We start from the raw sequence: 14293 nt of genomic DNA on the forward strand, positions 1-14293 counted from the left end.
GGAGAGCAAGCTGTAAAATAGCTGTACTAAATTCAACTAGAAATGAAAAAATCCAAGAATACTTCCCGGAGAGCGTTTTTACAAAAGGCAGGCATAACAGCTTTAGGATTTCCATTGATATCTTCATCTTTAGTTGGTGATAGAACACAAGACTATAGGCGAAATGGGAGCGATAGCGGCTTGTTTTCCAGTTCAATTGTTACCAGAAAGAATATTGCGGATATTCCGATCAACGATCCAGAAATAAAACTAATAAAAGATGGATTGAGAATCTTGAAGGAGCGCTCAGCCCGTTCTCCTCTTGACCCTATGGGATGGAATGCCCAAGGTCTTTTGCACACTACTTTTTGTGCTACAAGTATTTACTCCAATCAAATTCACTACAACTGGTATGTATGGCCATGGCACCGACTTTATTTGTGGTCTTTAGAACAAAAATTACAGAAGGCCGTAGGAGAACCTAAATTAGCATTGCATTATTGGGATTGGACTAAAGTGAACAAAATTCCTGAGCATTTTTGGGGAGATGATAACCCATTGTCCAATGCGACACGTGAAATTGGTCCTGATGATACGATTCCATTAGATTTTATGAATGTCGGAGCAGCATTTAGAGCGGCGAATTACTATACATTTGGTGGTCATCCAGCGATAAAGAAGAAAGGAGAACCCCAACTTGACGGAATAGCGGAACAAACCTTTCACAATAATATTCACAATTGGATCGGCGGTCAAATGGCCACATTCGCAGAATCTGGATTCGACCCCATATTTTATGCCCATCATGGTAACTGCGACCGAATTTGGAATGCTTGGCAGGCTTATGATACTATCAATAAACTACCAGATGCCGAAGAATGGCTTGATAAAAAATTGTATGTAACCGATGGCAACGGCACTCCTGTTGAATTTAAGATAAGAGAAATACTAAATACCGAAGACTTAGGCTATACATTCGAAAATTTAGATTTTAATAAAGTATGCTCAAACCCTTTGGAAAAAATTGATACTCCTACCCGTCGTATAACGGAAAATGATGCCGTGATGCCATTGGATACACATTCATCAGAAATGAATGCCATCTATAAGGAACTCAACAACAAGGAAAGAACACATATCGTTATACACTTTACTCGTGTTCAATTGCCCTATCATGCCTATTGCGCCAGGGTATATTTTGATTACACTTATAAAGGCCAGGAGATAAGTAAGTACACAGGCACTTTTACCATATTACCCATTCAAGATCTGGATTCCCTTTTTCTTGCCACAGGAGTGCATTTACAGATTGAAATTGAAAAAGAAGTTGCTGAAGCTATCGCTTCAGGAGCTAAGGTGAATGTAATCTTTGAACCAGTTCCACTCCCTAATAGGAATATTCCTGAAGGTAAAATAAAACTCGATAACGTAACCCTTAAGTTGATGTAGTTATGAAAAACTTTATAATTACATATTTAAACTGTCTAGTGATTTTAACTGCCCTTGTGCTATTGAGTTGTAAACAAGTAAAAGAAATCGGTTTAGCAGCGGCTTCTCTTCCAGTTTTGGGAGAGACCGCCATAGACCCTATTACAAAGGATACCATATTCTATAAGGCTCCTGATTTTAAACTTTTAAACCAGAACAAAGTATTGATTGACCAAACACATTTTAATGATAAGATTCAAGTAGTAGATTTCTTTTTCACCAGTTGTCCTACCATCTGCCCTATAATGACCAGGCATTTAAAACTTGTGGAGAATGAATTTTCAAATGAAGATAAAGTGAGCATCATCTCTTTTACCATTGATGCTAAAAATGATACTCCAGAAAAGCTAAATGCATACGGTCAGGATTACGCCATAAATACTAAAAAGTGGGCCCTGTTAACAGGCAATAGTGAAGACATCTTTGAATTATCGAAAGGTTATAAGGTAAGAGCTTTTAATGACGGTAATTCAAATAAAATGAACCTAATTCATGATGGCACTTTTGTATTGATTGATGGTCAGAAAAGAATAAGAGGATATTACAATGGACTTGAACAAAAAGATACCCATAGACTTATCAAGGACATTAAAATACTTTTAAATGAACAACAATCATGAAAACTACCTTCAAAGAAAATATTGTAAGTACGGAAACCTCTTTTATAACCAAAGATCTTGCACTGCTGCTTTTTAGGGTTTTGGTTTCTCTATCTATGATAAATACCCATGGTTTAAAAAAGATTATTCATTACGAAGAAACTATAAAACACATACCTGATCCTTTTGGGATTGGCGGAGAAGCTAGCACTTGGATTGCTTTATTTGCAAATATTATCTGTCCGCTACTAGTGATTTTGGGTTTCGGTACTCGCTTGGCCGTACTACCCATACTCAGCATAACCTTGATCGGCTTTTTTGTTGTACACATTGCTGATCCTTGGGTAGTTAAAGATGTTCCGTTAATGTATTCCCTTTCTTATATGCTCATCTTTTTCTTGGGAGCGGGAAAGTACTCTCTTGACCATCGCTTTTTAAAAAACAATTAAAATGAAATCTCAGTTTTTACTTATACTCCTCGCAATAATTGCGGGCGCGGTTCTTCCGCTCCAAGCTGGCCTTAATGTGCAACTGGGAAAATCGGTACATCAACCAATTTTTGCCGCATTTGCATCTTTCTTGATAGGAACTGTAGGGTTGGTTATTTACCTATTCATTTTAAAATTCGATTTTTCCTCCATAGCTCTAACAAAATCAGTTTCACCCGTTGTCTGGATTGCCGGGATACTCGGCGCTTTCTATGTTGCGGCCGTAATCATTCTTGCGCCAAGGCTTGGGACAACTTTAACCTTTGTATTGGTTGTCGCAGGTCAAATGACGGTCTCCTTGGTTCTTGACCACTATGGGTTATTAGGATTGCCAGTTAGGGAGATTAATTGGCAAAAGTTAGTCGGGATAGTATTTATAATCGCTGGTGTTTTGCTAATTAGACGGTTCTAAAGGCTATGAAATATTTCACTGTTGTAGCGTTTTTTTCATTAACAGTTTTCGCAAGAGCACAGGACAACACTGCGAAGTTCGATTTTAGTTTGCTACGACAAAATGATATTATTTCATTAGAAGATGAAAGCCAAAATATTTATGGAAAAATTAAACAAATCGACCTGGGTTCGGATGTTTCATTAAGTTTTGGGGGAAGTTACCGATTTCAAGCAGAAGCTTTTATCAATGAGCAATTTTCTTCGGAAGAGGATCAAAATGATATTTGGTTTTTGCATAGGTTTCAAGCGCATTCCCATCTCAAAGTATCCAACAAATTTGAAATTTTCGCTGAATTGAATTCCAGTTTAGTTGATAGTAAGGACGAATTATCCCCAGTAGATAAGGATGAACTAAATGTAAATCAATTCTTCGCGAAATATCATTTCAATACGAGGTGGAATGTGTTGATGGGTCGTCAAAATTTAAGACTGGGAACAGGTAGGTTAATAGATATACGCGAAGGCCCAAATGTACGCCTATCTTTTGATATGGCACAACTCAGCTTTTCCGATACAAATACGTCATTGAAGGCATTCTATGCGGTTCCCGTCCAAACTGAAGAGGGGCTTTTTGATAATGACGCGTTGGATTTTAGAGAATCACTTGCCGTACTATATTGGACACAATACTGGAATAAAAAAACAAATACTGATACCTATATAATATTTAAAGAAGAGGTAACCAAGTTTTGGAACAATGGAGCTGGCAATGACAGCAGAGTTTCCATTGGACTAAGACATTTTGGGGAATGGAAAGGATTGAACTACAACAATGAGTTTGTTTATCAGGCAGGTCGTTTTGATGAACAGAATATAAGTGCTTGGACAGCTTCATTTAATATTGAATATCCTATCACATTATCTGACGAACAAATAATTGTAGGCCTAAAGACAGAGGCCATTAGTGGGGATAAAAGCAATAACGATAATACACTTAATACCTTTGATGGGCTATACCCGAGGAGCGCTTATTTCGGAAGAGTGGCGCGTTTTGGCCCCTCAAATCTTATAGATGTTCATCCCTATATGAATACAGAAATCGGGAAATTCTCAATTGAATTGGATTATGTTGCCTTTTGGAGATTCTCTAGAGAAGATGGTGTATACGGGCCGTCTTTAAATCTGGAATATCCTTCAACCAATGAAGCGCGTTTTATTGGGCATCAATTCGGGACCATAACTGGCTTTACCGTAAATGACTTTGTAGCTCTTGAAATAGAAACGAACCTAATTTTACCAAGGGGGTTTTTAGCACTTAGTGGTTTGGACGAAACTTTGTTTCATACTGTTTTAACGGCAGAAATAAAGTTTTAATGCATTAAGGTCAATAGGGGCCGAAACAAATCTAGCTGAACTTTGATTAATCGAGGTTTAGTTTAAAATACATAATCATGAAGAATAAGATTTTAATATTTCTGATACCATTAGGACTTGTAACGATTTCCTATTGCGTCAAAGACACTAACAGTGCAAATAAAAACTACCATGATCATCATGAAATTACGTCTTCAAATGATTTCTCAAAATACTGGTATGACGGAAAGGCCGAACTAACAAGCTTCAAACTTGAACAAGCACATTATGGCGAAATTAGAGAAGGAACAGCTATTACAGTATTTGTCACTGAAGATTTTAGCAAATCAAAATTGGTTAAGCTAGACTACCCGGAAAAATCACCGACTGACAGGGTAAAAATCTTAAAATTCAACCTTAATAAACAGTTCAAAACCGGGATATACGATTATGCCCTAATGCAATCGGTGTTTACCCCTATTGATCAAACAAATCATCCGAACACACTTCGTGTCACTACGAGCAATATAGAATGGTGCGGACAATTTCTTACTAGGGCCGAACTAAAGGGAGAGGCTTACAGCGTTGGTTACAATTCCTATTTTGAAGGTGAAGAGAATAAATCGGTATCCCTAGAATTGAATATTCTAGAAGATGAAATCTGGAATCAAATACGAATAAATCCAAGACGATTGCCCCAAGGTATTTTTAAAATCATACCAGGTATTTTAACACAAGAGTTAGTTCATAATGAGTTAAGGGTAGAAAATGCCAGCGGCATTATTTTGTACAATAGTAACACAACCACCTACGAGCTTGAATACAGTTCTATACCCAGAAAACTATCCATCACTTTTGAAACCAAATTTCCATATAAAATAGTAAGCTGGGAAGAGACTTTCAAAACTGTAAAGGGATGGGGCATGGAATCAAAATTGATGACCACCAAAGCATCGCGAATTGAAGACACTAGAACTGACTACTGGGAAAAGAAATACAACAAAGATGAAATACTCAGGAAAACAGAATTAGGACTCAAAAATTGAAATCTTGGTTTTTGAAACAGCGATTTGGATAGATAGGAAAAATATATAATTCAACAGGAATTATGGCCATTTCAAAGGCCTATACACCGTTTTAGCTTTGTATCAAACAATAATCACTAAAATAAAAATAATATGAACTGAGGTAGTTTAATTATTAGAATAGGATTTGGTCTACTTTTTATATGGGGTGGCCTAGAGAAATTTTTTGAAGGTTTTTTAGGTGGCGTTGGTCTTCAAAATATGGCAAATTTCCTCGCCAGTAGCGGCTTAGCATTTTTAGGTGATTCAGGCACCTACTTTGTAGGAGCGCTATTGGCACTTTTCGAGTTGGTGGCTGGAATTTTAGTCATCATAAATCGAAAGACCTTTTATGCCTATGCCTTTCTCGCGTTTACCATGCTTATGGCACTGGTTTTAGTACATATTCCTTCAGGCAACTGGCTGAATATTATGATTCACATAGCACTTTCAACCACATTGACAGGGTTGGCCATCAACAATGTCAAAGACAGGTAGCTTCAAGAACATGGCGTATAAGCCCCTGAACTCCAAATTCAGGGGAGTTTTTATTTGAATATAAAATGCCTCGCCCATATTCAAAAAAGTGTGGTACTTTTTACAGTAAAGTTAACACTATACCTAACTGCGATTAGAAAAACTCAATTTAAGAACGAAATTGACAAATGCGAAAGTCCAAAACACATGGTGCCATTTTAAGATACATAGCATTCATAGGTCTTTGTCCTATTGTTATGTTCTCACAACTTGGCGATTTAGCACGAGTAGATTATACTTTGTTACCTTCCCATAACGAGGGTTTTACTTATAAAGCTGCACGGGTACTTTTTAATTATCCGTTCAAACTGAAAGAAGGGCAACGCTTTTTTTTGGGTATAGGATATGCCAATGTTGACCTGACCTTTGGACCAGAACCACAAGCTTTCGATAAATCATCGATAGATAGTTTTCAGATTTTCGATTTTAATTTTGGCTACACCTACAAATTAAAAAATACTTGGAGAATCGCGGCGCGTTTTGCCCCAGGACTCAGCTCCAACCTCTCAGCAAATAGTCTTACATTAGATGACGCTGTTTTATCAGGAGAAGTTGTTTTTATTAAAGATAGAAAGGAAGATGAAAGCTTGAAAAAACCCTACCGACTCATATTCGGTATATCTTATGCGGGAAATCGTGGTTTTCCTTACCCTCTTCCATTTATAAGTTACTATCGGAAATTTCATCCTAAATGGTCATATAATTTGGGTGTGCCAAGAACCAATTTGCAATATCACTTTTCCGAAAAGCACCGGTTAAAGGTCAACGCAGAACTTGATGGGTTTACCGCTAACATTCAGAACGGGATTTTACTCAATGATGGTCGAATATCTGAAAGTATTAACATGTCACTTATTTTGGCGAGTCTTCAATATGAATTTCATTTCATTAAGCATTATGAGTTCTTCTTTCGTGATTCCTATATTTTGCATAAAAATGTGAATCTTAGGAACGAAAAAAAGAACAGTATTTTATCATTGGATCAAAGTAATGGCACTTATTTTAGGAGCGGCGTACGATTTAAAATATAAGGAGTGCTATAAATGATTGAATTTGTCCTATTTACCGTAAGAATACGTTGTTATCTTTATTTCAACTTTAGTTAAGTGGTTGGTTAGGTTAACATTGAGGGTTATTTATCTTAATTTTTGAAGTTGTTCTCACAATTCAAAGATTTGGCACTCATCTTTGTTTTAGTGTTTTGCACAAGTGTAAAGATCCTCAATGTTTTAACCAAAAAAATAATTCCATTTAAATAAAAGAAAGATGAAAATAGGAATCATTGGAGCTGGACAATTGGGGAGTATTCTAGGGCAGCTATTTGTAAAGAATATGCACAGGGTCATGTTCACTAGCAGAAATCCAGAGCGACTCCATGCCTTAACGAATGCTATTGGTACCAATGCATCCTTTGGTTCTTTGGATGAAACCGCGTCATTTGCCGAGATACTTATATTGGCTTTGCCCTTTAAAGAAATTCCCAACATAGCCATAAAGATGGTTGCACTTACCAATGATAAAATTATTATAGATGCAACAAGGCCCTGTCTGAAAGACGAGAAAAAACTTTTGGAAAATGGATTTACGGTTCAAAAAAGTCACAGATACCTTCAAAAACTTTTTCCAAACGCTTTTATGGCCAAAGCATTCTATTACCACAATTATGAAATACTGAAAAATAGCACAGGTAATATGAACCTGGCTACGATGAACCGAATGCCCTTCAGTTGCGATAAACCAGAAGTGAAACAAATCATCGAAAATTTAATTGCCAACATTGGCTTTATGCCCGATTTTATAGCCCACCCCCACCCCATTTCCACGGTAAAAAAGACCTTGCGAAAGGAAGAAATCAAAAATATTCATGTGTTATAGATATGATTAAAATTCTACATAGTGAAGAACACATCTTAATGACTGTTACTACAGGTATTGTGACCCGTCGTGATATCTTGGGGATTGCAGCATTGTTCAAAGAGAAAAGCAAGTTCTCAGAAAAGATAAATTTTTATTGCGAGTGCCGTGATTATATAGACATTACACGCTGGGCACTTGCTGAAAAGTTCATTTTCGATTTAAAAAACTTCAAAAAAATAGGCCGGATAGCCATTGTAGCCGATGATAAAGACTGTTTTCATCTACCCTTTGTAAAAACGAAATTGCTTGGCCTTGAAACTAAAATTTTTCCGCTTTCAGAGAGCAAAAGAGCAAGAGATTGGATTTCCGCAATCGAGGAAATAAAACCTGAAAAGGTTGAATAATTGACATTGCTATAAATTCTGTAAAAGGATTGCCTCAACGTTAGATGAATCATGTAGCTTCATTTATGAAATTCAATTATGATTAAAATCAACATCCCAATTAAAGATTAGCCATGAAACATAAAACAAGCCTCTTTATATTCATTTTTTTTATTGGCCTTTTTACAAGCGCTCAAGAAAAGGCCAACAATAAGCTCGAAGATGTTGTGGAGGTAATTCTTGACATACGAGGTATAGAAGATACTATACCCTCTGAAATCATTCAAGATGCCAAAGGTTAGGTTATTGTCTCTAATCTACTCAACGCTAGATTCGTTGTGGGTGGAAAAGAGGGAAACGCATTGCCATTATCAAGCAGAAAAACAGTTCATGGAGCAATCCCATATTTGTTCCTTGAACAGGCGGCAGTTTAGGTTTTCAAGCAGGAGTACAAAAAATAGATTTGATTTTAGTTTTCACGAAAACCAGCACATTTAAAAATCTTGGAAAATCGGATTTTACGCTTGGTGGCGATATTTCCATAGCCGCTGGTCCAGTTGGGAGAAATTCATCGGCAAAAACGAACGATGAACTTACAACCGAAGTGTATTCATATTCCCGAAGTCGAGGGTTGTTCGCGGGTATCAGCATGGACAGAAACGTTATCAAGGTAACAAACGAACTCAACAGAGATTTTTATGGAAAAAAACAACGAAATACTAAAGAACTAGAAGACGAAATTATTGTTGATAACCCAGAATTAAAAAAGCTCCATAGCGCATTCGAAACGATGTAACGGCTTCCCCAATATCCCCAAAAGTACTATCAATACTTAACTAAGTACTACCCTAAAAAAGGTTCATCTTCATACCTTTCGAAATACACTATATATATACTGATTGTCAGTTTATTATTAGGTACTATTCACTAATGTCTAGATATATACACAGGTAGTGCACTTTTGTATTTCAAATAATGACCACAAACGACCAGAAATAAAATAGCAAGAAAATGAAAAATAAAAAAAGTCCACATTTTTTTTTTAAGACTGCGTCTATCTCGCTCATATTCACTTTTTTTAGTTGCGCCACACATAAGGAACAAATACGCAAAAGTAGTGTGCCGCTTCAATTGCAAACGGAGGCCCCTGAACGTTCTATATTCATAGCAGGTGGTTTCGGAAATCAGTCCAAAGGGGCAAGTCCGGCAACGCTTGAGCTTTTGGAAAAACACTTGGAGAAAGCCAACAAAAATCACCTGCTCTTTTTTACGGGCGATAATATAACAAAAGGGGCAACCGAGGTTTCCGAGGACTATAAATTGCTCGACAGGCAGTTGGAACTTATCAAAAACTTTAAGGGTAAAACCTATTTTTTACCGGGAGACAATGAATGGAAAAGTGGGGATATAAAAAAAATCGACGACATCGAGGATTACCTCAAAAAGAGGAAAAGAGTCGATTCTGAGGATAAATGCCCCTTGGAACAGATTCGTATCGATAATTCCCTTGATATTATATTGGTCAATTCAGCTTGGTTTACCGCTGATTGGGATGCCGTGAAAGGCATGAACGAATCTTGCACTGATATTGTTTCGCCTAGACGTTTTTTAGAGCAATTGCAGAACTATATCAACGATGCCCAAGGCAAAAACCTGATTATAGCCACGCATCATCCCGTATTCAGCAATGGTCGTTATTCGGGCGAATATACCCTTGGGAGCCAAATGCTACCCTTGCCCATTATTGGTTCGATGATTACGAATATTGAAAGTCTTGCTGGCTTATCGGACGATTTTACATCCAATCCCAGATACAATGCTTTTCGGGTACTCATGAGTTATATAGCGCAAGAATCCGATAGGGTAACTTTTATTTCGGGGCACGAAAAAAGCCTTCAGTACTTAATAGGACAAAATGGCACACACCAGGTTATCAGCGGTGCGTTGGGAAAAACAGAAGCGACGAACCGCTCTAGCGGTTCCATCTCGACCTCTGGGGGAACGTTGATGTACGAGGGCGTTTATACAAGTTCTAAAAACGGTTTTGCACGTCTGGATTATTTTTCTAACGGATCTTCTACAGTAACCTTTATTTCCGAAGACGGAGAAACGGAGGTCTTTCCCGTTCAAGGAGCTTTTGAACACTCATCCCCAACCGATTGGAATTTCGAAATCGCACCGAAGACACAAATTACTACTAGCATACTCGACGATGAAGAGAAGGAAAAGTTGGATAAAACCGCTTTCTACAAAATGCTTTGGGGCAAAAGATACAGGGACTACTTTTCAAGATCGGCCACAGTGCCCGTAGCGGTTTTAGATACATTATACCGTGGTCTAAAAGTCGTAAAAAAAGGTGGTGGACATCAGTCTTGGACATTACGGTTGGAAGATGAACAAGGCAAGCAATATGCCATGCGCAGTTTGGATAAAAACGCCCTTCGCATCTTAGAATCGAACATCTTCGGTACGGCTTACAACATCGATGAATTTGAAGGAACGGCCACTGAAAATATCATTTACGACTTCTTCAGTACCTCACATCCCTACATGCTACTGACCATTAGTCCATTGGCAAAAGCGGCCAAGGTCAACCATGCCAATGCGAATATATTCTATGTTCCTAAACAAAACGCACTTGGCGAATTCAATGAGGTGTATGGCGATGGCCTCTATTTTATAGAAGAAAGGCCCTCCGAAGGTTGGGTAAATGAGGAAGCCTATACAAGGTCATTGCCAGATGCGGACGGTAAAATCACAAAGTTCAGTAGTACGGTAGATATGTTGGAAAAGCTACAAAAAAACGACAGCTATTCCGTAGATGAACGCTCGTTCGTAAAAGCACGTCTTTTCGATATGCTCATTGGAGATTGGGACCGCCATGCCGACCAATACCGCTGGGCCGAATACGAAGTAAACAAAAACGATAAACGCTTTGTCGCCATACCAAGAGATAGGGACAATGCCTTTCCTAAATTTCAAGGGCCAGCTATCTCCTTTTTAAAATGGTTTACGCCACTTATCCGTTCTTGGCAAACCTATGAACCTATTATCAAAAACCTGAAATGGCTGAACGACAAAGGCAATATGTTAGACAATGTTTTGCTAAGCCAAACCAGTGCCGAAATTTGGATCGAGGAAGCCAAGGCCATGCAAGCCAACCTTAGCGATGCCCATATCGAGGCTGCATTTTCCGTACTTCCCTCAGAAATGCAGGATGCCACTTCTGACCAAATAAAGAAAAGTTTAAAACAACGTCTTGCCGATCTTCACGAGTATGCATCCCAATATAGTAGCTACCTAAACAAAAGGGCGGTGCTTTATGGAACACACAAAGAGGATACAATTGAGATAGAGCGAATGCCCGATGGAATTACCAAAATTAAGATAACGGGTAAGACCAATAAAAATGGTACATCCAAAGTCAAGGAATATCTTTTTGAAAAGAAAAACACAAAAGAAATATGGCTCTACGGATTGAACGATACCGATACCTTCAAGGTTTACGGCAAAGGCGACCATGAAATCTTCATACGCTTAATAGGTGGCTACGGCAAAGATTCCTTCTCGATAAGCAACAAAAAAGGGCTTAAGGTCTATGACCACAAATACGAAGAAATAATTTTTGATAAAAAAACCCCTAGAAGGCATTTGACCGACAATTATGAAACCAATCTATTCCATTGGCGCAACATTCAGGAGAATCACAACATATTCATTCCGACCGCGGGCTTTAGAACGGATGATGGATTTTTTATCGGTGCTACTGACACCTACACGGTAAACGGTATCAATGGTAATCCGTTTCGGCAGCAGCACACCTTCGCCGGTAACTACTTTTTTGATTTTGAGGCGGTACAACTAAGTTATAAGGGTGTATTTGCAAATCTATTCCCTAACATCAATCTAGAATTGGAAGGAAGCTATAGCAGTGATGGGTTTTCAAATAACTTCTTTGGTTTTGGTAATGAGACTGTGAATAACGATAACGACCTTGGGCGAGATTTTTACCGATCCAGACTCAAACAATTAAACTTGCAAGTGGGTATCGCAACGCGTCTCTTCAAATTCTCTGCTAACTACGAGAACTATGAGGTTAGACAACTGAACGACCGTTTTTTCGTTCCCAATAATGTTAATCCGTTGGTTTTTGAGTCACAGGATTATCTAGGTGGTGAAATTTCCTTGAGGTATCGAAATGAAGATGCGATAAGCTTTCCGACCAGGGCTTTCGGTATTGAACTAACCGGAGGGTATAAAGCCAACACCAACATATCGAATATCAATTTTGGCTATGCCATGGGAAGTTTGTCCTTGACACGAAAGTTGGTCGCTTCAGGCAGTTTAGTGCTCAGTACCCAACTGGAAGGCAAGACGAATATCGGAGATAACTTTCTTTACTATCACGCACCTTCGATTGGGGGCACTAATGGATTACGGGGGTTCAGGGATGAACGGTTTACGGGTAAATCCTATTTCTATCAAAGCTCCGATCTCAGATTACGCATAATGCGATATCCAACTGCCATAATACCTATAACATTGGGAATCTTTGGCGGATTCGATTACGGTCGCGTTTGGCTGTCGAACGATGATTCCAACGTTTGGCACACCTCCCAAGGTGGTGGCCTTTGGTTTGGGGGACTCAATGATTTTGGGCTCAACGTAGGCTACTTCAATTCAACGGAAGGCAATCTTATTCAAGTAGGTTTTGGTTTTAGTTTTTAAATAAGGAACAATGAAAAAACGTCAAATAGCACTCATTTTATTATTCGCTCTAGCCTTTCATTTACAAAACTACGGGCAAGATAAATCCAAAGACACCATAAACAAGGATTCACGTTGGAATTACTTGAAACATGATATGGGCAGCATATTTGGAGGCATGGGCTATACCTACAGCCGCCCTTTACATTGGCAAAAAGATGATTGGACCTCTTTCGGGGCCGTTGCCGTCGGCACGACCTTGTTGCACTTTGCTGATGATGAAACAAGTCGATTCTTTAGAAAACGTAAGGATGATGTTCCAGAAGCTATCAGTGATTTCGGATACGAATACGGTAGCCCCCAAAATAACTTTCTGCTAACCGGGGCGGTCTATGTTACCGGATTGGCCATCAAGGACGAAAAGCTAAGAAGAACCGGTGTTTTATTGGTTTCTTCCGCCGCGGCTGCTGGATTTTTGCAACAGGTACTAAAATCGGCAGCAGGTCGAGGAAGACCTCGGGATAATTTTTCCCCGAATCATTTTGTGCCGTTCGCGAGGGACAATCGGTACCATTCCTTCCCTTCAGGGCATGCGATGCTGGCCATGACCAATGCACATGCTATTGCGAAGCAGTTTAAAAGCTATTGGGTAAAAAGTGGTATTTACTTGGTAGGTGCGATACCTTCCATATCAAGGGTTTGGGAAGGAGCACATTGGCTGACCGATGTTGCGCTTAGTGCTATCATTAGTATTGCGACCGTTGAAAGTATAGACCGTTACCTAGATCGCAGATATGATGAGAAATATAACGACAACTCAAAAAAAGTGTCCTGGGATTTAAAATTGACACCGAGAACATTGGGCGTGGCGGCGCGTTTTTGAGAGTATTTCTAGTGCTATTAAAAACAAACCATTTTGCATGCCAAAGCACAGTATATAAAACGGTTGTACGACCCAATTGCATTGAAAAAAATAATACAGCACTTATTAATAGATTCGGTAATATCTGTTAAAATATGACGGTATGGCAGAAAAGAATATCTTGGAACATAAAATACGCAAGAAAGAGAAACCTACCCCCAACAAAATCAATGTCCTAATTGCGGCGCCTAAAGGCTATACTAGGTAGCACTAAGACTAACCCAGATTTAGTAATATTGCAGATACAATGGAGAAGTCTATCCCTAAAATTGTTGCCCTTATACCCCTACGACAAAAAGTACCACTTCGTGAACGGCATTGTAGAACCCCAGTCAGTTCCTTTACGGGATTATTAAATTAATTATGTGAATTTTGACATTAAAGCAGTTTAGACCTATTAATTAATTTCGTCTTATAGAGGTGTCAAATGACGGTCTTTTTCCCACAACAAACAACACCTCAATAGTCGCGAAGTGACCTATTATAAATCTGTAATTACCTTCATTCGAAAAGGCGATACAAA

At 38.6% G+C, this 14293-nt stretch carries 13 protein-coding genes and 1 pseudogene; all 14 read left to right on the plus strand.

Going from position 1 to position 14293, the window contains the following annotated elements; all coding sequences use genetic code 11:
• Nucleotides 1-42 precede the first annotated feature (42 nt).
• The 14 genes and pseudogenes from ACZ1GR_RS03805 to ACZ1GR_RS03870 all read left to right on the plus strand — a co-directional run bounded on the left by ACZ1GR_RS03805 (nt 43) and on the right by ACZ1GR_RS03870 (nt 13731).
• Complete coding sequence (locus ACZ1GR_RS03805; RefSeq protein ID WP_472610910.1) at nt 43-1428, plus strand: tyrosinase family protein; 1386 nt, start codon at nt 43-45, stop codon at nt 1426-1428.
• A 2-nt stretch (nt 1429-1430) separates the two neighbouring features.
• A complete protein-coding gene (locus tag ACZ1GR_RS03810) occupies nt 1431-2087 on the plus strand; it encodes an SCO family protein (RefSeq protein ID WP_472610911.1) in 657 nt (218 codons plus the stop codon).
• A complete protein-coding gene (locus tag ACZ1GR_RS03815) occupies nt 2084-2515 on the plus strand; it encodes a DoxX family protein (protein ID WP_472610912.1) in 432 nt (143 codons plus the stop codon). The genes ACZ1GR_RS03810 and ACZ1GR_RS03815 overlap by 4 nt, the downstream gene beginning before the upstream one ends.
• A 1-nt stretch (nt 2516) precedes the next feature.
• The gene (locus ACZ1GR_RS03820) at nt 2517-2966 is read left to right on the plus strand and encodes a DMT family transporter (RefSeq protein WP_472610913.1); all 450 of its coding nucleotides are present in this window, start codon (nt 2517-2519) and stop codon (nt 2964-2966) included.
• Between the two features lie 5 nt (nt 2967-2971).
• Nucleotides 2972-4321 (plus strand): alginate export family protein, encoded by a 1350-nt coding sequence (locus ACZ1GR_RS03825; RefSeq protein WP_472610914.1) that lies wholly within the window; start codon nt 2972-2974, stop codon nt 4319-4321.
• Nucleotides 4322-4398: 77 nt separating this feature from the next.
• Complete coding sequence (locus tag ACZ1GR_RS03830; protein ID WP_472610915.1) at nt 4399-5346, plus strand: septum formation inhibitor Maf; 948 nt, start codon at nt 4399-4401, stop codon at nt 5344-5346.
• Between the two features lie 153 nt (nt 5347-5499).
• Complete coding sequence (locus ACZ1GR_RS03835; protein ID WP_472611790.1) at nt 5500-5862, plus strand: DoxX family protein; 363 nt, start codon at nt 5500-5502, stop codon at nt 5860-5862.
• 167 nt (nt 5863-6029) lie between these two features.
• Nucleotides 6030-6932 carry a DUF6268 family outer membrane beta-barrel protein gene (locus ACZ1GR_RS03840; RefSeq protein WP_472610916.1) on the plus strand — a complete coding sequence of 301 codons (903 nt, stop codon included), beginning with the start codon at nt 6030-6032 and terminating at the stop codon, nt 6930-6932.
• 235 nt (nt 6933-7167) lie between these two features.
• Nucleotides 7168-7776, plus strand: a complete 609-nt coding sequence (locus tag ACZ1GR_RS03845; protein ID WP_472610917.1) for an NADPH-dependent F420 reductase — start codon at nt 7168-7170, stop codon at nt 7774-7776.
• A 2-nt stretch (nt 7777-7778) separates the two neighbouring features.
• A complete protein-coding gene (locus tag ACZ1GR_RS03850) occupies nt 7779-8162 on the plus strand; it encodes a SpoIIAA family protein (protein ID WP_472610918.1) in 384 nt (127 codons plus the stop codon).
• A gap of 113 nt (nt 8163-8275) precedes the next feature.
• Nucleotides 8276-8443 (plus strand): hypothetical protein, encoded by a 168-nt coding sequence (locus ACZ1GR_RS03855; protein WP_472610919.1) that lies wholly within the window; start codon nt 8276-8278, stop codon nt 8441-8443.
• 128 nt (nt 8444-8571) lie between these two features.
• Nucleotides 8572-8937: pseudogene (locus tag ACZ1GR_RS03860) on the plus strand (lipid-binding SYLF domain-containing protein); the annotation flags it as partial.
• A 215-nt stretch (nt 8938-9152) separates the two neighbouring features.
• A complete protein-coding gene (locus ACZ1GR_RS03865; RefSeq protein WP_472610920.1) occupies nt 9153-12869 on the plus strand; it encodes a metallophosphoesterase in 3717 nt (1238 codons plus the stop codon).
• Nucleotides 12870-12879: 10 nt separating this feature from the next.
• A complete protein-coding gene (locus tag ACZ1GR_RS03870; RefSeq protein WP_472610921.1) occupies nt 12880-13731 on the plus strand; it encodes a phosphatase PAP2 family protein in 852 nt (283 codons plus the stop codon).
• Nucleotides 13732-14293 lie beyond the last annotated feature (562 nt).

The sequence above is a fragment of the Croceitalea sp. W27 genome, assembly GCF_055693185.1.